Here is an 18,059-nt window from a genome sequence, read left to right on the forward strand (position 1 = left end):
TGGGAGGGTATTTCGAAGAAAAGCCGCCTTTTGGGCGGCTTTCTCGCTTCTTCGATTTGGCAGCGCACCGGGCAAGATGGCATCCATCGAAAAGTCCCCCGCAGCACGCTCCTGACGATGAACGCCGCACTGCTCCGAGTATCAAGCTTCCTGCGCCAGGGCGACTACCGCTCGGCCGCCGGTCCGGTGCTGATCATCCTGATCCTGGCGATGATGGTGCTGCCGCTGCCGCCGTTCATCCTGGACCTGTTGTTCACGTTCAACATCGCGCTGTCGATCATCGTGCTGCTGATCAGCATGCACACGCTCAAGCCGCTGGATTTCTCGTCGTTCCCGAGCATCCTGCTGATCACCACGCTGATGCGGCTGTCGCTCAACGTGGCTTCCACCCGCGTGGTGCTGATGGAAGGCCACACCGGCCCCGACGCCGCCGGCAAGGTGATCGAAGCCTTCGGCCACTTCCTGGTGGGCGGCAACTACACCGTCGGCATCGTGCTGTTCGTCATCCTGGTCATCATCAACTTCATGGTGATCAGCAAGGGTGCGGGCCGGATCGCCGAGGTCAGCGCGCGCTTCACGCTCGACGCCATGCCCGGCAAGCAGATGGCGATCGACGCCGACCTGAATGCGGGCCTCATCCGCGAAGACGAGGCGCGCCGCCGCCGCCAGAACATCGCCCAGGAAGCCGAGTTCTTCGGCTCCATGGACGGCGCCAGCAAGTTCGTGCGCGGCGACTCGGTGGCGGGCATCGCCATCCTGCTCATCAACATCATCGGCGGCCTGGCCGTGGGCGTACTGCAGCACGGCATGGACATCGGCCACGCCGCCACCAACTACACGCTGCTGACCATCGGCGATGGCCTGGTCGCGCAGATTCCGGCGCTGGTCATCTCCACCGCGGCGGGCATCATGGTCAGCCGCGTGTCCACCGACAAGGACGTCGGCCAGCAACTGTCGAGCGAGCTGTTTGCCATGCCGACGGTGCTGATGACCACCGCCGGCGTGCTCGGCCTGCTGGGCCTGGTGCCGGGCATGCCGCATTTTCCGTTCATCCTGTTTGGCGGCTCGCTGGGCTATCTGGGCTGGTATCTGAAGAAAAGGCGCGAGATTCCCGAAGTCGAGCCGGTGTTGCAGGCCATTGCCCCGGTCGACACGCCGGAAGCGAGCTGGGACGACGTTTCGTGGGTCGACGTGCTGGGCCTGGAGATCGGCTACCGCCTGATCCCGCTGGTCGACAAGAGCCAGGACGGCGAGCTGCTGCGCCGCATCAAGGGCATCCGCAAGAAGTTCACGCAGGACATGGGCTTCCTGGCGCCGGTGGTGCACATCCGCGACAACCTGGAGCTGGGTCCGTCGTCATACCGCATCACGCTCAAGGGCGTGGAGATCGGCCACGGCGAGGTGCAGCAGGGCAAGTTCCTGGCCATCAACCCGGGCGGCCAGGACGGGCTGGGTGGGCACGGTGCACACGGCGGGCGCCTGGGCACGCAACTGCCCGGCACGCCTACCGTGGACCCGACTTTCGGCCTGCCCGCCATGTGGATCAGCGCCGATGTGCGCGATCGCGCCCAGGCCGAGGGCTACACCGTGGTCGATTGCAGCACGGTCATCGCCACGCACGTCAATCAGTTGATTTACACCCATAGCACCGAGCTTCTCGGCCGTTTGGAAGTGCAGCAGTTGCTCGATCATTTGGCCAAGGAAGCACCGAAGCTGGTCGAAGACGTTTGCCCCAAGCTGTTGCCCGTCGCGACCGTGCAAAAGGTGCTGCAGAACCTGCTGGACGAAGGCCTGCATATCCGCGATATCCGCACCATCGTCGAAACGCTGGCGGAACACGGAGGCAGGACGCAAGACCCCGCCGAACTTACCGCCGCTGTGCGGATCGCGCTGGGCCGGGCGATCGCCCAGCAGCTCTTCCCGAACAAGACCGAAATGCAGGTCGTCACGCTCGACCCGAATCTGGAGAACATCTTGCTGCAAAGCGTCGTTGGCTCGAATGCCGGCCCGATCGAACCGCAACTTGCTGATTCGCTCATGCAAGCGGCTGCGGATTCGTCGCGCCAACACGAACAGATGGGCCAGACGGGCGTCCTGCTGGTGCCGCCCGCGTTGCGCCCGATGCTTGCACGCCTGTTCAAGCGTGCCGCACCCGGCCTGCGCGTGCTCTCGCACGCAGAAATTCCCGATCACCGAACGATTAAGGTTGTCGCCATGCTTGGAGGCCGCGCATGAAGATGCATCGATTCACCGGACTGACGTCGCGCGACGTGTTGCGCAAGGTCCGCGATCAGTTGGGCGACGACGCGCTGATCCTCTCGAATCGCGCCGTGCCCGGCGGCATCGAGGTGATTGCCGCCTCCGACACGCATCTGGATGCCCTGATCGACACGCAGTCGACTGCTCCCAAGGCAGCGCAGCGCCGCCCCAGCATGCCCGCACCGATTCCCGAGGCAGCGCCTGCAGCGGAAGCCGCCACCACAGTTGCCGCCGAACTGCGAGCGCTGGCCCAGGCCGAATCGGCACCCACGGCGGGCGTTGCAACGAATGCGCTGGCCCGCCTGCGCAACCGCTTTACCGCAGCGCGCCGCACCGCAATGGCGCAGGCACAGGCACAGGAAGAGGCACCGGCAGTCTCGGCAGCCGCGACCGCCTCTACCGCCACGAGCAAGCCCGCCGGCCGCACGCTGCAGACCCGTGTGGATGACGACGTGACACTCGGCACGGAGGCCGACGATCCGCTGGTGGCCGCCACCCGCATGCTGGCAGGCCTGTCGCTGGATCGCGCCAACGACGACGCGGCGCAGACGGTTGCCAGCACCGCCCAGTTCATCGCCCGCCGTGCCGTGGCGCTGGACGACGAGCCCATCGAACCGGTCAAGCGCCCGGCCGCCCGCCGCGAACGCGCGCACGAACAGGAGGAGCAGCCGACCACGCTGCGGTCCTTTGCCGAACGCGTGGAAGCCCAGGCACGCGCCGCCCGTGCAGAACAGCAGAAGATCGAGGCGCACAAGCCGGCCGACCTCTTTGTCCGCATGGAGGACTCGATGGCCAAGCCGGACGCCGATCACGACATTCAGCAAGACGACGTGAGCCTGCAGCGCTCCGACATCAAGGCGGATTTCAAGGCCGAGACCGACGCCATGACCCGCCGCATGGTCGGCGAGATCGACGCGCTCAAGAGCACGCTCAACGACGCCATGTCGAGCCTCGCCTCGCTGGGCGTGAAGCTGGGCGATCCGGTGCGCACGCGCCTGTTCCAGACCATGCTGAACGCGGGCTTCTCTGCACAGCTCACGCGCTACGTGCTGGAGAACATGCCGCAGCACGACACGTACGAAGCCGCGTTGGACTTCGTGCAGCGCGCCATTGAGAAGAATCTGGCCGTGGTGCCGGATGAGAACAGCCTGCTCGACCAGGGCGGCGTGTTTGCCCTGATGGGCCCGACCGGCGTGGGCAAGACCACCACGACCGCCAAGCTGGCCGCGCGCTTCGTGCTGCGCCATGGCGCATCGCGCGTGGCGCTGCTCTCGACCGACAGCTACCGGATCGGCGGCCACGAGCAACTGCGCATCTACGGCAAGATCCTGGGCGTCTCGGTGCATGCCGTGAAAGACGCGCAAGACCTGAGCCTGGCGCTGAACGATCTGCGCGAGAAGCACGTCGTGCTGATCGACACCATCGGCATGAGCCAGCGTGATCGCGCCGTGTCCGAGCAGATGGCCATGCTGCATGCCGTTGGCCCGTCCATCAAACGCCTGCTGCTGCTGAACGCCGCGAGCAACGGCAAGACGCTCGATGAAGTGGTGGGCGCCTACCGTGACGCCAACCTGGCCGGCTGCATCCTGACCAAGATCGACGAGGCGGCCTCCGTGGGGCACGCGATGGACGTGATGATCCGCCGCCGCCTGCCGCTGCACTACGTGTCGTACGGCCAGCGCGTGCCGGAAGACATCGCGGTGCCGAACAAGAAGCTGCTGATCCATCGCAGCTTCCGCGCCGGCGCCGAACAATCGTCGTTCTCGCTGGATTCGGACGAATCGCTGCTGGTGGCGCAGGGCGCCGCGCGCGGCCGCGAACCCGGCCTGGCTGCTTTCGATTTCGCTTGAGAACGACAACAGGGGGCCTGACATGACGACTCCATTCGTCAAGGACCAAGCCGCCGGGCTGCGTCGCATGCTCGGTCAGGCAGCCAGCCGTCGCGTGCTGGTGATCGGTGCGCAAGAGCAGGTCGATGACTTTGTCGACAACCTGCGCATTGCCCTGTCCACCCTGGGCCGCGAAGCTGCCGTGGTGAGCGCACAGACCATGCTGGCCGTGGCCGGCATGCTTGAACAGTACGACGACACGGCCGACGTGACTCTGATAGCCGCCGATTTCGGCACCCGCGCGCTGGGCGCCGTGGCCGAATCGTGCGACGACGTGCTGCTGACCTTCTCCGATAGTCCGGAGGGCATCAAGAGCGCTTACACGCTGCTCAAGAAGACGGCAGTGCTGCAAGGCGGCGCAGGCATCCGCACCGTGGTGTGCGGTGCGCATTCGGTCGATTCCGCAGTGCGCGTGTTCAACAACCTGGCCAACACCGTGGGCCAGTACCTGAACACTCGCATCGATTTTGCCGGCTACCTCCCGGAAGACCGGCACGTAGAACTGGCGCTCTCGCTCGGCAAGCCCGTGGCGAGCGCGTTTCCCGCATCGCCCTCGGCCATGGCCTTCCGCCAGCTCGCCGAAGAGATGCTGAGCTGGGCCAGCAGTATTGACGCCGGGGCCCAGGCCGACGACGGCAGTGAGCCGTTGCGGGGGATGGTATCGGCGCAAGAACCGGCTCAGGCGGCCACCCAGCCAGCGGCAGATGAGTCGGTGCAGACAACGTCGATCCCGACGCCCCGCGTCACCGCACGCGCGGCCGAGATGGTTTATTGAGGCGCACCATGAACGAAGCGCCAAAGGCAGGCATGGATATGTACACCGCAACCGGTCGCAAGACCAAGTCCGACGAGATGGCCACGTACGCACCGCTGGTGCGCCGCATTGCCAACCAGATGATGGTGAAGCTGCCCGCCAGCGTCGAGCTCGACGACCTCATCCAGGCCGGCATGATGGGCTTGCTCGACGCCCTGTCGCGCTATGAGGAAACGCAGGGCGTGCAGTTCGAGTTCTACGCCGCCCAACGTATTCGCGGCGCCATCCTGGATGAGCTGCGCGGCTCCGACTGGCTGCCGCGCGGCCTGCGCCGAAATGCCCGCACGATCGAGCAGGCGATCCAGAAACTGCAGCAGCAGAAGGGCCGAGCGCCCACTGAAACCGAGATTGCCGCCGCGCTGGGCATGTCGCTGGCCGACTACCAGAAGCAACTGGTTGAATTGCAGGGCAGCCAGCTCCTGTACTACGAAGATTTCGACCGCGAAGACGCCGACGCTTTCATCGAAAACCGCGCCGCCGAGAACGACGCCACGCCGCTGGACCAGTTGCTGGACCACGACCTGCGCGAATCGGTCGTGGCCGCCATCGAGGGACTGCCCGAGCGCGAGAAGCTGATGATGAGCCTGTATTACGAGCAGGACCTGAACCTGCGCGAGATCGGTGCCGTGATGGGCGTGTCGGAATCACGCGTGTGCCAGATCCACAGCCAGGCCATCGCCCGTATCCGCGCACGCCTGCGCGATCGGGCATGGCTGCCGACACCGGGCTGATCAGCAGCCAACCAGCTTGCTACTGCGCGGCCAGCGAGTCATCTCGCAGCCGCGCTTTTTCTTTGGGCAGTTCGGTGACAAGGCGTGCCGCCTCGGCATGCCATACGCGCGTTTCGCCATGGCGGAACAGGGTGAAGCGTTCGTGCGGCACGTTACGTGCGGCCAGCGCGTTGGCCAAGTCGGCGATGGGCTGGTCCAACGGTTCGTCCGTCAGCGCAAAGGTGCCCCAGTGAATGCCCACCGCCTGCCGCGCGCCGATGTCGTGCATGACCTGCACGGCCTCGGTCGGGTCGATGTGCTGGGCCTTCATGAACCAGCGCGGCTCGTAGGCGCCCACGGCAATGGCCGCCACATCAAAGTGGCCGAAGCGCGCGCCGATGTCGCGTGTGTCCTGCGAATACCCCAGATCGCCCGAAAACCAGAAGCGCAGTTGCGGATGCATCAGCGCCCAACTGCCCCACAGCGTGTGGTTGCGGTCATACAGCCCGCGCGCGGACCAATGCTGCACGGCGCAGAAGTGCGCGGTGAAGGGGCCGAAGCGCGCTTCGTCGTCCCAGTCGAAGCCGCGTACGTTGGGGTTGTTGCCGGTGAGGCGCGTGCCGCGTACGTTGCGCGCAAACCAATGGTCGATGCCCAGTGGCACGAAGAACATCGGCGCACCGCCCAGCTGGCGCATCAGCGCGCGCACGCTGGCGCGGTCGAGGTGGTCGTAGTGGTTGTGCGAGATCAGCACCAGGTCGATATGCGGCAACTGTTTGAGCGACAGGCCCGGTGGCTGGTGCCGGAGCGGGCCGGCAAACGGCAGCGGCGAGGCGCGCTTGGAGAACACCGGGTCGGTCAGCACGTTCAGTCCGTCGATCTGCAGCAGCAGCGTTTCGTGCCCGATCCAGGTGAGTTGCGGCACGCGGGGCGGCTGGTGCACGGCGGCCAGGTTGGGTGCCACGCAGGAGAGGTCCCGCGTGGGCGGCCTGGGCAGGCCGAGGCGACGGCGCTCGCGCTGCCATTGCCAGAAATCGCCGCCGGGGCGCGGGTGTGGGTAGCGGTTGCGGAATCCGTCCGGCGTGTGGTGGGGCTTGGCCGAATCGTAGTGAGGATTTTTCATATCACCGTAACGCCCGCATCGAAGTTCGCTGGGCGATGCTTCGGTTAGATGCTGCAGGTTGATCAAGGGCTTGCATGCGTCAACCGGTACCGGGGCTTTTCAGGGCTTGACCCGGTGCATTTCTGTACCGCGCCTGCTCGGCAACCGGGACGCGGGTTCTCTACTGTGGCGTCGCCATGGCAAAGATCAGGTTCATCGTGCCCATCACGGATGCAGTGCAGCCCCGGGCATCGGCTGGTGAACCTTGGGGCACTTTGTGGTGCCCGGCTTCCGCCGCAAGATTACCCCAGCGGGTCGCGAGGCGCTCAGCCGTCCATCAAACCAGCGTGTTTGCCTCGAACGGGGTGTAAACTGCGGCCTTTTTTGGCACTCGTAGTATGGCGAAAGGCCAGCAAAGCAGGGCACTCAATGGCCCCGAGCTGATCCGCTTACTTGCTCGCCTGACGGACGTTGACGTTCCTGATTCGGGGCAATCACTTGCAGACCGGCTGAGCCAATGGCTCAGTTGGACCGATGCCATTACGCTGTCGGCAGCGCTCAGCGCAAGCCCGCCGGCTGTCGCCCCCGGCGCACGGCCTGCTGGCTCGGACGCAGAGACCATGTGCGGCCGCGCTCGCACCGCATTGGTAAAAGCCATTGCCGCCACCTGCACGCCGGATGCCAGATCAAACGGCGTTGCGCGCACGCCGGTGCACAGTGCAACGGCCGCGACTGCTGCGATGGTTGAGGCTGTTGACTATGCGGATTTCCGTCAGCGGTACGTCTCGATGCAGCAGGCGATGGAGATGGATATCGGCAACCTGCGTGGCCGCCTGCGGCGCGCAGTTGCTGCAAAGACCCCCGGTCTGGCCCGGCTCGCCGTGCTGGATGCCAGCATGGAGCAAGCACTCAGCATGCATGAGCGCACGCTGCTGGCCTCCGTGCCCACGTTGCTCGGACGGTACTTCGAGCGCTTGCGCGCGACCGAACAGCAGCGGCAGGCCGATCAGGCGGATACCCTGGACGAGCGCGCTTCTTCGGCTTCATCCAGCACCTGGGTGAACGCTTTCCGCAAGGATATGCAGAGCGTGCTCCTCGCCGAACTGGATGTTCGTTTTCAACCGGTCGAAGGGTTGCTCGCAGCCCTTCGCACCCGCTAGGGACACTATGTCCAGACATCACCTGAATCTCATCGTCTTCGTTGCCGGGCTGGCTGCCCTGGGTTGGATCGCCACCGGCTATATCGTTGGTTCAAATCCACTGGCCTTTGCCGTCACGATCGTGATTGGCGCCGTCTACCTGGCTGGCGCGCTGGAGCTGCGCCGGTATGAGCAGGCCACCGGCACCGTCGCACGCGCTGTTGCCGGGCTGACTGAGCCGCCCTCGAAGCTGAGCGTCTGGCTTGAGCAACTGCACCCCAGCCTGCGCAATGCAGTGCGCCTGCGTGTGGAGGGCGAGCGCATCGGGCTGCCGGGGCCCACGCTGACCCCGTATCTGGTTGGCCTGCTCGTCTTGCTGGGGATGCTGGGCACATTGCTTGGCATGGTGGTGACCCTCCGGGGCACCGGTGTGGCCCTGGAAAGCGCAACGGACCTGCAGGCGATCCGCGCCTCGCTGGCTGCGCCGGTCAAAGGGCTGGGATTTTCGTTCGGCACGTCGATTGCCGGTGTGGCGACATCCGCCATGCTGGGGCTGCTATCCGCCCTGTGCCGGCGCGAGCGGCTGCAGGCGGCTCAGGCGTTGGACGCCAGCATCGCAACCACACTGCGCATCTATTCGCACGCGCATCAACGCGAAGCCACCTTCAAGCTGCTGGAACGGCAGGCCGACGTGATGCCCGCCCTGGTCGACCGGCTGCAGGCGATGATGACGGCGCTGGAGCAACAGGGCGCCACCAGCAGCGAGCAGCAGATCGCCCGGCAGCAAGCCTTTCTCGATCATGCGGAGGCAGCCTACAGTCGCCTTGCTTCCTCTGTCGGGCAGGCCTTGAAGGAGAGCGCCGCCGAGAGTGCCCACATGGCCAGCGCGGCGTTGCAGCCGGTGGTTGCATCAACCATGGCCGGGCTCGCACGTGAATCAGCCGCGCTGCACGACACGGTCACGCATGCCGTGCAGCGGCAGCTCGATGGTCTGTCGACGCGTTTCGAGACCACGACCGAGACCGTCGCGGGTCTCTGGAACCGCGCCCTGGTAGAGCATCAACGCTCCAGCGAGGCGCTGGTCGGGCAGTGGAGCACGACCCTGGACCGGTTTGCCGATACGTTCGAGCAACGTTCGAACCGTTTGCTCGACGGCGTTTCTGAACGCTTGGAAGCTACGGCGGGCAGCCTCTCCGGCACCTGGAGCGATGCGCTTTCGCGGCAGGAGCAAGCCCATGTGGAACTCGCCAGCCGAAACCAGCGCGCGCTGGAGGCGGCCTCCGCCACCTTGGAGCAACACGGCGCATCGCTGCTGCACGCGGTGGGCCAATCGCATACCGCGCTGCAAGCCGAGCTGGCCGCAAGCGATCAACAACGGTTGGCCGCCTGGGCCGAGACGCTCAATTCGATGGGCGCCAAGCTGAGCCAGGCGTGGGAGACGGCGGGCGCCGGCACCGCGCGCCGCCAGCAGGACATCTGCGACGCGCTGGCGCAGACCGCACGCGACATCTCCGCACAAACGCAGGCGCACGCCAGCGACACCATCGCCGAGATTTCACGGCTCGTGCAGGCCGCATCGGAAGCGCCCAATGCCGCGGCCGAGGTGGTTGCCGAACTACGGCAGAAGCTGTCCGACAGCATGGTCCGCGATACGGCCATGCTGGAAGAGCGCACGCATCTGCTGGGCACGTTGGAAACGCTGCTGGATGCGGTAAACCATGCATCCACCGAGCAGCGCTCTGCCGTTGATGCGCTGGTCGGCGCCTCGGCCGACCTGCTGGAGCGTGTCGGAACCCGCTTCACCGATCGCGTTGAAGCCGAGACCGGAAAGCTCGGGGCGGTTGCGGCACAGGTCACTGGCAGCGCTGTCGAAGTGGCGAGCCTGGGTGAAGCCTTTGGGATGGCCGTGCAGGTGTTTGGCGAATCGAACGACAAGCTGGTGGCCCACCTGCAGCGGATCGAAGCCGCGCTGGACAAATCCCTCACCCGCAGCGACGAGCAGCTCGCCTACTACGTGGCGCAGGCGCGGGAGGTCATTGATCTGAGCATGCTGTCGCAGAAGCAGATCATTGAAGACCTGCAGCGGCTCGGCAGCCAGCGGGCGTTTGCCGGAGCCGAGGCGGCATGAACGACGAGATTGACAGTGGCCAGGAGCTGGCGGCGCCGGTCTGGGCTGCATTTGGCGACCTGATGTCGGTGTTGCTTGGCGCCTTTGTCCTGATTCTTGTGGGCGTCGTCGGCGTGCAGTTGGAGCTTTCGTCCAAGCTGGAGCGCGAGATCAAGCAACGGGAGGCGGAAGCGCAGCGCCGCAAGACACTGGAGCAGGCGCTGGCGGGTCCGTTGGCGGCGGGGCGGGTGACGCTCGTCAACGGGCGGATCGGCATCAACGGCAGCGTGTTGTTCGCGCTCAACTCCGACCAACTGCAGCCTGAGGGGCGGGCGCTGTTGAAGAGCCTGGCTGGGCCGCTGTCCGCCTATCTCAAATCCCGGGACGAGATCCTGATGGTGAGCGGCTTTGCCGATGACCAGCAGGTGAGGGCAGGCAACCGCCACTTTGCCGATAACTGGGAACTCTCCGCAAAGCGCGCGCTGACTGTGACGCGCGCGTTTATCGAAGAGGGCATTCCCGCTTCGGGCGTGTTCGCGGCGGCGTTCGGCTCCGAGCAGCCCGTCAGTTCCAACGCAGACGATGAGGGGCGCGCCAGGAACCGGCGCGTGGAAATTGCACCGGTTCCGCGGCAAGCGGCTTCCAACGGTGGGCCTCGTGCATAGCGAAGAGTCTTCCACCCAAGCCGTGCTTGATCGCTGGCGTGAACGCGGCGCGGATCGCCTGGACCCGGTTCGCTTCCGGTTCATTGCGGCGCTGCATCGGCGCGCGGCTGGCCAAACCGGCGAGGCGCGGCGCATCCTGGACGAAAGGCTCGGACAACTGCTGGCGGCTTACCAAGACACACTCGAACAAGCGGCACCCGTGCCTGATGCGGTTGGCGGTGCGACACCCGCCAGCGCGCCTGTTCACAGCGCGCTGGCCGCATTGCTTGGCGACATTGCCGGCCGCGCGCGCGCAGATGGCGGCGGCCACACCGCCAACGCTTCCCCGCGCCGCCCCGGCGGTTACGCGGCGGTGGAGTTGCTCGATGACTTCCGGCAAACCTGGGCCCGGGTCAGCGCCGAGCATCAATTGCGCCAGTCGCTAGAGCAGGTGCCGACGAACGCCGGCCCCCTCAATTCCAGCAACCTGGTGCACCGCTCGCTCGTGTTGATGCGTGAGCTGTCACCGGACTACCTCCGGCAATTCCTGTCATACGTCGATGCGCTTTCCTGGCTGGAGCGGATGAGCGGGGATGGCGCCGCGTCGAGTCACGAGGCGGCGCGTACCAGCGGCGGCAGGAAGAGCGCGCGAAGCCGATCGCACTAGCGCTCAGCCGCCATTGAGGCCGTGCTCGACCGCATACAAGGCCACTTGAACCCGGCTGGTCAGGTTGAGCTTCTTGATATGGCGTTACTCGATCAGCCGCTGGGATAACTGGCCCGCAACATTCCGGGCGCTTTATCTCCGTTTGTGTGTGTTCCGGGAGGACCTGATGGAACACATCCATCTGAAAAATAACGTTCTGTTTGACGGAGCGGCTGGATCGAACTGGAATGGTTTGCCGAATTCACGAACGAAGCGCGTGCATTGTCTGATGCGCCGGCTGGGTTTCGATCCACGCCGGATGGCACGGCAGAAAGCCAGAAAGGACCACACTCTCAAGTCTCAATCCAAGCCTGTGAGTGAGCGCGCTTCATGGCGGCGGATTCCGCAGACGAAAGCGCCTGCCCGCATATCAAGGAATTTCAAGTTGTGTTGGTTCTTGAACTTTGGATACGAGCCCGCCTAGGCTGAATTGGCCTCGCGCAGGCGCGCCGCACAACCATTCTCCGTGCAGCTGCGGTCGTTCAATCCTCAACATGGAACCATCATGTATCCAGATCATCCATTGGCCGGACAACCCAATGTCAACGACAGGCGCGATGCGCGTCAAAAAGGGGGGGCGTCAGACCGTTGACGGGCTGCCATGCTCTAGGCCAGGCCGTTCTGTTGGCCGACGCCCGGTTCGCCACCTTTGCCCTCCAATCTTCGCCCCTTCATTGCCATGCGCCGCCCCGCTTCATGCTGGGCTCTCCGGCGCGGCAGATCAGCGGCCGCGCCGTGTGGCTGGCGCAACTGCCCTCGGGCGCCATCGTTGGCATCAATGACCACCGGTTGATCGGCGAGACGGCCGAACTGGCCGATCTCCATCGTCGACGCGGTTACATGCATGGGCGCTGGATGCGCGGCGTGGTACGCATCGGCTCGCAGGCAAGGCAGGTTGGCGGCGGCGCGGGGGACTGCCACTACGCCGTCGTCGAGCAGGCCGGCGTGCCACTGCAGCGGCAGACCGCGCGCGGATGCCGCGGTGTTTTCACGCCGCCCACCGTGGTTGGCGGATGCGGCCCGGCAGGCCAGGTTGACGGCATGCTGGACATGATCTGGCTCGACCGTGTCCTGCATCTGGAAGGGGGTCTGGCAGTTCAGGCAAATGGGGCGCGGGCGAGCCTGCCGATCCGCCAGTACCAGCCGGAGATCGGCAAGACCTGCCACGGCGGCAGCCCGCTCGGCGGCAACATCTACGATCTGATGCCCGTGGTGGCCGAAAACGGCATGCTGCGCTGCGTCATCCTGTACCGTGTGCGGCTCGATTCCGGTGTCCCCTACCAGGGGGTGGCGATGTTCGAAGCACACATGCGTTTCGGAACGCAAAATATGTACACAAAAAACGGTGCAAATTGTTGACATTGGCGAGGGCGCTCCCCAAGATACCGGCAAATACGCGGTATCACGCCATGCAAATGCCGGTAGACGGCCCCCCGGGCCCGCTCTATCCAAGCACGCCCCCGGCACGTATCCGAGGGCGGCCCCAGGAGACAAGACCATGCGCCAATCCCCCGGCCAATCCTCGCTTTCGTCCTCGACCCGCATCGATCCCGTCAACGAACGCCTGCCGCTGCCGCGCCTGTTTGCGCTCGGGCTGCAGCACCTGCTGGTGATGTACGCCGGCGCGATTGCAGTGCCGCTGATTGTCGGCAATGCGCTGGGTCTGCCGAAAGACCAGCTCTCGTATCTCGTCAATTGCGATCTGTTTGCGGCTGGCGTCGGCACGCTCATCCAGTCGCTCGGTTTCCTGATCTTCGGTATCCGCCTGCCGGTGATGATGGGCGTGACCTTTGCCGCCGTGGCCCCGATGATCGCCATCGGCATGGAGCCCGGCATGGGGCTGCCCGGCATCTTCGGGGCATCGATCGTCTCGGGCGTGTTCGGCATCGCGGTCGCGCCGCTGATGGGCCGGCTGCTGGGTCTGTTCCCGCGCGTGGTGACGGGCACGGTCATTATGCTGATCGGTTTTTCGCTGCTCTCCGTGGGCATCAACTGGGCTGCCGGCGGCCAGCAGACGATTCCGCAGGTGGTGGACGGCGTAAAGCACATGGTGCCCAACCCGGCCTTTGGTGATCCGTTCGGGTTGGCAATTGCCGCGCTGGTGCTGGTGACGATCCTGCTGCTGACCAAGTTCGGCAACGCGCTGCTGTGCAATATCGCGGTGCTGCTGGGCATCGTGGTGGGCACGCTGGTGGCGGCGGCCTTCGGCAAGGTGTCGCTGGCCGACGCAAGCGCCGCGCCGCTGATGACGCTGGTCACGCCGTTCTACTTTGGGGCGCCCAAGTTCGAGCTATCGGCCATCATTTCGATGTGCATCGTGATTGTGATCACGCTGGTGGAATCGACCGGCATGTTTCTCGCGCTGTCGCACGTGGTGGGTAAGCCCATCTCGCGCAACGAGCTGACCAACGGCCTGCGCGCCGACGGCCTGGCAACGGTCGTGGCCGGCGTGTTCAACACGTTTCCGCATACGTCGTTCTCGCAGAACATCGGGCTGGTATCGATCACGGGCGTACGCTCGCGCTACGTGGCGGCGGCTGGCGGCGTACTGCTGATCGTGCTGGGGCTGTTTCCCAAGCTGTCGTACGTGGTGGCATCGGTGCCGCAGTACGTGCTGGGCGGCGCAGGCATCGTGATGTTCGGCATGGTGGCGGCGGCCGGCATCCGCATGCTGGGCATGGTCGATTTCCAGAACCAGCGGCACAACCTGCTGATCATCGCCGTGTCGGTCGGCTTTGGCATGATGCCCACGCTGGCGCCTGCGTTTTTCCACCACTTTCCAGACTGGACGCGCCCGATCACCCACAGCGGCATCGTGATGGGCACGCTAGTGGCGGTGGTGCTCAACGCGTGGTTCAACGGTATCCGCGGCACGCACGAGGCGATGCACGGCGCGGCAGCCGCAGCGCATTGATTAGCGCATCCCGCACGCAGGCAACACCCCGCTCTCAGGCGGGGTGTTTTGCTTTGGCGACACCAGCCTGAGCGCAAGCGTTTGCTTTGCGGTGGCTTTGTGGAAAACGCATCGGTTTCACGTTCCTGCAAATAAGCCACCTTAGGTTGAGCCTGATCTTCGGGGGAAGAGACGGGGGAGCCATGCAAGGGCTATCTGGACGATTCGAGAAAACGGACGCGGGGCGCCAAGAGATCGCCACGCGCGGCGGCACGCTGAGCCGATCAAACCGCGCGCTGCTGATCATGGTGGACGGCCAGTCCACCGGTGAAGACCTGGCCGCGCGTGCCGGTCAGATCGGCCTGGGGGCGCAGGCTGTGCTCGATCTGCTGCAGGCGGGCTTCATCCGCGGCCTGCCGGATGCCGACACTACGCCGGTTGCCGAGCTGGCTGCCGCGCCCGAACCCGAGGAGGTGCCCAAGCCCGCCGTGCCCAATCGCAAGCGCTCGCTGGCTGCGGCACGCATGTACCTCATGGACATCGCAGCCCGCACGTTCAGCTCAGCAGAACACCCGATTCGCGTGCAGTTGGTCGAGGCGACTGACCGAGCCTCTGTGGAAGGCGCGTTCGAGGCGCTGTTGGCCGCGCTGCGCGAGGCCACATCGGCGTCGATGGTGGAGCAGGTCGAGACGTCTTTCCGTGGCTTTCTGCCGGCCGAGGAAACAGCCTGCTGAACTGAACGCGTCTGGCTTCGGCAAGCGGCGTGATGACGCAGTGACCCCTGAAGTCATGAAGCCGCTCCCAGCAAGCGGAGCGGCTTCATGAGCCGACATGGGGCCCGCGCGATATCAGGGCTGGCTGCCGCCACCGCCCTCCGGATATCCGCGGCCGCTGCACGGCTCTGCCTGCGCCGACGGTACGGAGAGAACTGCAAAGGTTCCAACGGTGCCGCCAACCACGGTCAGCAGGGCAACGCCGAGCAGGAAACTCTTCATCATGCGTTTCATGGCTTCTCCCTGAAGTGGCTGGCATCGGCCCCTGAAGTCTAGTTCGCCTGAGAACCAGAACAAATACGAGATTCGTGGTGTTCATCAGGCGGAAAGCGCAAGGTGTCACTCCGTCACCATGCCGTCTGCGGCCGTGTGATCAAGCAATCTTCTGCGTGACCTCATCTTGCAGCAGGCCACGCGCCCGCTGGTTCGACTTGTAGATGTTGTCGCGCGCCGGCGCTGCGCCGGTCTTCACGCTGTGCACCCATTCCTGGGTCGACATCACGGCCGCAAAGCGCGACTGCAGCACCACGCTGAACACGCGGTGGATCTCTTCCGCACTCGCGAAGCCCGCTTGATTGCTGTACGGCACCGAGCCCGACGCATCATGCAGGAACTCGACCGCCGTGCCGTTGTGCAGCGCATGGTTGATGGTCGAGGCATCGCAGTTGTGCGTCATGTAGCCGACCACGGTGAGCGTGTCGATGCCGCGCGCTTGCAGCCATTGCGCGAGGTCCGTTTCCGGATAGGCGCTGGGCAGCAGCTTGCGCAGGTAGTGGTCATGCGGGCGCGAAGCCACCACGGGGTGCAGTTGCCAGCCATCGGTGTCGATGGCAAACAACGGCGAGCTGGCGGGCGAAGTTTGCTGCACGACGATCACCGGAATCCCTGCCTCGCGTGCGGCATCCATGGCAACGCCGACATTGGCGACGGTCTGCTGCGGGTCCGGATACTCGATCGGCAGGCCGCCGGTGAAGTATTCGTTCTGCACATCGATGACGATCAGGGCGCGCTTCGGGGTGGCGTTTGCAGTCATGGCTGACTCCTCTTTGGTTGGTTGAATCGGGCTGTTGTGTCAGCCCGTGGACAGCATCTTCGCCCACGGTTATCCTTCCCAAAAGTGGCCCGGAAGACAATCACCGATGAAATCGGGCCAAACCAATGGGAATGCCATGAACCCCCCGGAAATCGCCGTTCTGGCCTTCAACGACATCAGCCCGTTCCACCTTTCTGTGCCGTGCCTGGTGTTTGAAGACCGAGTCTGGGCGGGCTTGCCTGCCTACCAGCTCAAGATTTGCGCGGGCGAGCCGGCCAAAAAAGACGGCCTGCGCACTACCGCCGGATTTGCCGTGCAGACCGACTTGACGCTGGAAGATGCCGCCCGCGCAGATGTGCTCATCGTGCCGTCGTGGCGCGACACGGATGAGCGCCCGCCCGCACCCATGGTGGAAGCTGTGCGCACTGCGTATGAGCGGGGCGCGACGGTGGTCGGCTTGTGCCTGGGGGCGTTTGTGCTGGCAGAGGCGGGGGTGCTCGACGGCTTTGAAGCGACCACGCACTGGAGCGCAGTCGAGGCGTTCTCGCGGCGCTATCCGCGCGTGAAGCTGAAGCCCGACGTGCTGTATGTGGATGCCGATGAAGGGCGCCTCGTCACGTCCGCCGGTACGGCTGCCGGCCTGGACTGCTGCCTGCACCTGGTGCGCCGCTGGCATGGCGCCGAGGTGGCCAACCGCATTGCGCGGCGCCTGGTGGTGGCGCCGCACCGGCAGGGCGGGCAGGCGCAGTACATCGAGCAGCCATTGCACGATGCACCGGGCGGTGATCGTCTATCGGACTTGCTGAACTGGACCGTGGCCAACCTGGCCGAGCCGCACACGCTCGATTCGCTGGCCGAGCGCGCGGCCATGAGCCGGCGCAATTTCACGCGGCGCTTTCGTGATCTGACCGGCACGACGGTCGGCCAGTGGCTGCTGGCGCAGCGCCTCGCCTATGCGCAGCGCATGCTGGAAACCACGCGCCAGCCGGTGGAGGCGATTGCGCAACTGGCGGGCTTCGGCAGCGCGGTGTCGCTGCGCCAGCATTTCAGCCGGACGTATCACACGTCACCGAGTGCTTATCGCACGCTGTTTGCGCAGACCTGAAGAGAAGGCTGTTTGCCGATGGCCTTACTGGCCCAGCTCATGGCCGATGATGGCCCCCGCCGCCGCACCGCCGATCGTGCCGGCCGGGCTATGCGTGAGTTCGTGGCCCGCCACCCCGCCGGCCACGGCGCCGCCCAGCGTACAGGCAGACAGCGCGGGCACCAGCGCGGCCGCGATGCAAACCAGTGCCGATTTCCATGCGTTCATGATGTGCTCTCCTGATAAGGCCGACCGTTGCAGCGGCCGATACCGTCAGTCGAGCAAAGCGCGTGCCGCGCTCACGTGAACAGCGGCGAGACCGACAGATGCGACAGCGCAATCACGATCACCTGCGCAATCACCAGCAGAATGAGCGGCGAGAGATCCAGCCCGCCCAGCGGCGGCACTACGCGACGGATCGGGCGCAGCAGCGGATCGACCAGCGTATTGAACACCGCCCCCATGGGCGAATGCGGCGCCGCCCACGACAGGATGGCCGATGCAATCGTCACCCACACCAGCACGTTGAAGGCCCACTTGAGCACCGTAAACAGCGCCGCTACAAAGCCCATCGGCACGAGGGCCAGCGGGCTCACGCCCACCGAGGCCACCAGCAGGAGCAGATACACCACCGCAGTGGCATACGCAGCCACAAGGCACGACCAGTCGATATAGCCCGTGGCCGGAATCACACGGCGCAGCGGGTGCACCAGCCACCCCGTCAACTGGAAGATCGCCTGCGACAGCGGGTTGCGCGGCGACAGCCGCACCGCCTGCGTCCAGGCGCGTATCAGCAGCGCAGCACCGAAGAGCGTGAAGATCGTGTCGAGCAGAAAACGCGTGATATCGCCGAACATGCGTCCGGATCTCCTATGGTCAGGTGAGGCAAAAGCGGCGAGGCAAACA

17 protein-coding genes and 1 pseudogene are annotated in these 18,059 nt (G+C 65.3%); 13 read left to right on the top strand and 5 right to left on the bottom strand.

The window, feature by feature from the left end:
* The first annotated feature begins 117 nt into the window (after nt 1-117).
* The 4 genes from flhA to B4F51_RS23145 are packed head-to-tail and all read left to right on the top strand — an operon-like array spanning nt 118 to nt 5,693.
* Complete coding sequence (gene flhA / locus B4F51_RS23130) at nt 118-2,235, top strand: flagellar biosynthesis protein FlhA (protein ID WP_296229094.1); 2,118 nt, start codon at nt 118-120, stop codon at nt 2,233-2,235.
* Nucleotides 2,232-4,109 carry a flagellar biosynthesis protein FlhF gene (gene flhF / locus B4F51_RS23135; RefSeq protein WP_296229095.1) on the top strand — a complete coding sequence of 626 codons (1,878 nt, stop codon included), beginning with the start codon at nt 2,232-2,234 and terminating at the stop codon, nt 4,107-4,109. The genes flhA and flhF overlap by 4 nt, the downstream gene beginning before the upstream one ends.
* A 22-nt stretch (nt 4,110-4,131) precedes the next feature.
* Nucleotides 4,132-4,923, top strand: a complete 792-nt coding sequence (locus B4F51_RS23140) for a MinD/ParA family ATP-binding protein (RefSeq protein ID WP_296229096.1) — start codon at nt 4,132-4,134, stop codon at nt 4,921-4,923.
* 8 nt (nt 4,924-4,931) lie between these two features.
* Nucleotides 4,932-5,693 carry an RNA polymerase sigma factor FliA gene (locus tag B4F51_RS23145; protein WP_296229098.1) on the top strand — a complete coding sequence of 254 codons (762 nt, stop codon included), beginning with the start codon at nt 4,932-4,934 and terminating at the stop codon, nt 5,691-5,693.
* A 19-nt stretch (nt 5,694-5,712) separates the two neighbouring features.
* Here the strand turns inward: B4F51_RS23145 and B4F51_RS23150 are convergent, their stop codons facing one another.
* Complete coding sequence (locus B4F51_RS23150; RefSeq protein ID WP_296229099.1) at nt 5,713-6,795, bottom strand: MBL fold metallo-hydrolase; 1,083 nt, start codon at nt 6,793-6,795, stop codon at nt 5,713-5,715.
* A 377-nt stretch (nt 6,796-7,172) separates the two neighbouring features.
* Here B4F51_RS23150 and B4F51_RS23155 point away from each other — a divergent pair, with 377 nt between their 5' ends.
* The 8 genes and pseudogenes from B4F51_RS23155 to B4F51_RS23195 all read left to right on the top strand — a co-directional run bounded on the left by B4F51_RS23155 (nt 7,173) and on the right by B4F51_RS23195 (nt 14,997).
* Nucleotides 7,173-7,934, top strand: coding sequence for a DUF3348 domain-containing protein (locus tag B4F51_RS23155; RefSeq protein ID WP_296229100.1), 762 nt, complete (start codon nt 7,173-7,175; stop codon nt 7,932-7,934).
* 7 nt (nt 7,935-7,941) lie between these two features.
* A complete protein-coding gene (locus B4F51_RS23160; protein ID WP_296229102.1) occupies nt 7,942-10,041 on the top strand; it encodes a DUF802 domain-containing protein in 2,100 nt (699 codons plus the stop codon).
* Nucleotides 10,038-10,685 (top strand): OmpA family protein, encoded by a 648-nt coding sequence (locus B4F51_RS23165; protein ID WP_296229103.1) that lies wholly within the window; start codon nt 10,038-10,040, stop codon nt 10,683-10,685. The genes B4F51_RS23160 and B4F51_RS23165 overlap by 4 nt, the downstream gene beginning before the upstream one ends.
* Nucleotides 10,669-11,331 (top strand): DUF2894 domain-containing protein, encoded by a 663-nt coding sequence (locus B4F51_RS23170; protein ID WP_414706815.1) that lies wholly within the window; start codon nt 10,669-10,671, stop codon nt 11,329-11,331. The genes B4F51_RS23165 and B4F51_RS23170 overlap by 17 nt, the downstream gene beginning before the upstream one ends.
* 118 nt (nt 11,332-11,449) lie before the next feature.
* Nucleotides 11,450-11,551 (top strand): annotated as a pseudogene (locus B4F51_RS23180) (iron-sulfur cluster repair di-iron protein); the annotation flags it as partial.
* A 443-nt stretch (nt 11,552-11,994) separates the two neighbouring features.
* Nucleotides 11,995-12,729, top strand: a complete 735-nt coding sequence (locus B4F51_RS23185) for a hypothetical protein (RefSeq protein WP_296229107.1) — start codon at nt 11,995-11,997, stop codon at nt 12,727-12,729.
* Between the two features lie 139 nt (nt 12,730-12,868).
* A complete protein-coding gene (locus tag B4F51_RS23190; protein WP_296229109.1) occupies nt 12,869-14,284 on the top strand; it encodes a nucleobase:cation symporter-2 family protein in 1,416 nt (471 codons plus the stop codon).
* A gap of 182 nt (nt 14,285-14,466) precedes the next feature.
* Nucleotides 14,467-14,997, top strand: a complete 531-nt coding sequence (locus tag B4F51_RS23195; protein WP_296229111.1) for a hypothetical protein — start codon at nt 14,467-14,469, stop codon at nt 14,995-14,997.
* Between the two features lie 114 nt (nt 14,998-15,111).
* Here the strand turns inward: B4F51_RS23195 and B4F51_RS23200 are convergent, their stop codons facing one another.
* Both B4F51_RS23200 and B4F51_RS23205 read right to left on the bottom strand, forming a co-directional pair.
* Nucleotides 15,112-15,270 carry a hypothetical protein gene (locus B4F51_RS23200; protein ID WP_296229112.1) on the bottom strand — a complete coding sequence of 53 codons (159 nt, stop codon included), beginning with the start codon at nt 15,268-15,270 and terminating at the stop codon, nt 15,112-15,114.
* 139 nt (nt 15,271-15,409) lie between these two features.
* On the bottom strand, nt 15,410-16,069 hold the full coding sequence (locus tag B4F51_RS23205; RefSeq protein ID WP_296229113.1) for a cysteine hydrolase family protein: 660 nt from the start codon (nt 16,067-16,069) through the stop codon (nt 15,410-15,412).
* A gap of 136 nt (nt 16,070-16,205) precedes the next feature.
* Between B4F51_RS23205 and B4F51_RS23210 the strand changes: the two genes are divergently transcribed.
* A complete protein-coding gene (locus B4F51_RS23210) occupies nt 16,206-17,174 on the top strand; it encodes a GlxA family transcriptional regulator (RefSeq protein ID WP_296229114.1) in 969 nt (322 codons plus the stop codon).
* 24 nt (nt 17,175-17,198) lie between these two features.
* On the opposite strand, the gene B4F51_RS23215 is transcribed toward B4F51_RS23210, so the two are convergent.
* Both B4F51_RS23215 and B4F51_RS23220 read right to left on the bottom strand, forming a co-directional pair.
* A complete protein-coding gene (locus B4F51_RS23215; RefSeq protein ID WP_296229115.1) occupies nt 17,199-17,381 on the bottom strand; it encodes a glycine zipper 2TM domain-containing protein in 183 nt (60 codons plus the stop codon).
* Nucleotides 17,382-17,452: 71 nt separating this feature from the next.
* Nucleotides 17,453-18,010: a YggT family protein gene (locus tag B4F51_RS23220; protein WP_296229116.1), complete on the bottom strand. Its 558-nt coding sequence runs from the start codon at nt 18,008-18,010 to the stop codon at nt 17,453-17,455.
* Between the last annotated feature and the right edge of the window lie 49 nt (nt 18,011-18,059).

Source organism: Ralstonia sp. UBA689, from assembly GCF_002298975.1.
Taxonomy (GTDB): domain Bacteria; phylum Pseudomonadota; class Gammaproteobacteria; order Burkholderiales; family Burkholderiaceae; genus Ralstonia.

Excerpts from the sequence above, each read along its gene's own strand:
- B4F51_RS23140 (WP_296229096.1), top strand. The coding sequence starts at position 4,132 with ATGACGACTCCATTCGTCAAGGACCAAGCCGCCGGGCTGCGTCGCATG.
- B4F51_RS23210 (WP_296229114.1), top strand. The coding sequence starts at position 16,206 with ATGAACCCCCCGGAAATCGCCGTTCTGGCCTTCAACGACATCAGCCCG.
- flhF (WP_296229095.1), top strand. The coding sequence starts at position 2,232 with ATGAAGATGCATCGATTCACCGGACTGACGTCGCGCGACGTGTTGCGC.
- B4F51_RS23220 (WP_296229116.1), bottom strand. The coding sequence starts at position 18,010 with ATGTTCGGCGATATCACGCGTTTTCTGCTCGACACGATCTTCACGCTC.
- B4F51_RS23195 (WP_296229111.1), top strand. The coding sequence starts at position 14,467 with ATGCAAGGGCTATCTGGACGATTCGAGAAAACGGACGCGGGGCGCCAA.
- B4F51_RS23150 (WP_296229099.1), bottom strand. The coding sequence starts at position 6,795 with ATGAAAAATCCTCACTACGATTCGGCCAAGCCCCACCACACGCCGGAC.
- flhA (WP_296229094.1), top strand. The coding sequence starts at position 118 with ATGAACGCCGCACTGCTCCGAGTATCAAGCTTCCTGCGCCAGGGCGAC.
- B4F51_RS23215 (WP_296229115.1), bottom strand. The coding sequence starts at position 17,381 with ATGAACGCATGGAAATCGGCACTGGTTTGCATCGCGGCCGCGCTGGTG.
- B4F51_RS23205 (WP_296229113.1), bottom strand. The coding sequence starts at position 16,069 with ATGACTGCAAACGCCACCCCGAAGCGCGCCCTGATCGTCATCGATGTG.
- B4F51_RS23200 (WP_296229112.1), bottom strand. The coding sequence starts at position 15,270 with ATGAAACGCATGATGAAGAGTTTCCTGCTCGGCGTTGCCCTGCTGACC.
- B4F51_RS23190 (WP_296229109.1), top strand. The coding sequence starts at position 12,869 with ATGCGCCAATCCCCCGGCCAATCCTCGCTTTCGTCCTCGACCCGCATC.
- B4F51_RS23165 (WP_296229103.1), top strand. The coding sequence starts at position 10,038 with ATGAACGACGAGATTGACAGTGGCCAGGAGCTGGCGGCGCCGGTCTGG.
- B4F51_RS23160 (WP_296229102.1), top strand. The coding sequence starts at position 7,942 with ATGTCCAGACATCACCTGAATCTCATCGTCTTCGTTGCCGGGCTGGCT.
- B4F51_RS23145 (WP_296229098.1), top strand. The coding sequence starts at position 4,932 with ATGAACGAAGCGCCAAAGGCAGGCATGGATATGTACACCGCAACCGGT.
- B4F51_RS23155 (WP_296229100.1), top strand. The coding sequence starts at position 7,173 with ATGGCGAAAGGCCAGCAAAGCAGGGCACTCAATGGCCCCGAGCTGATC.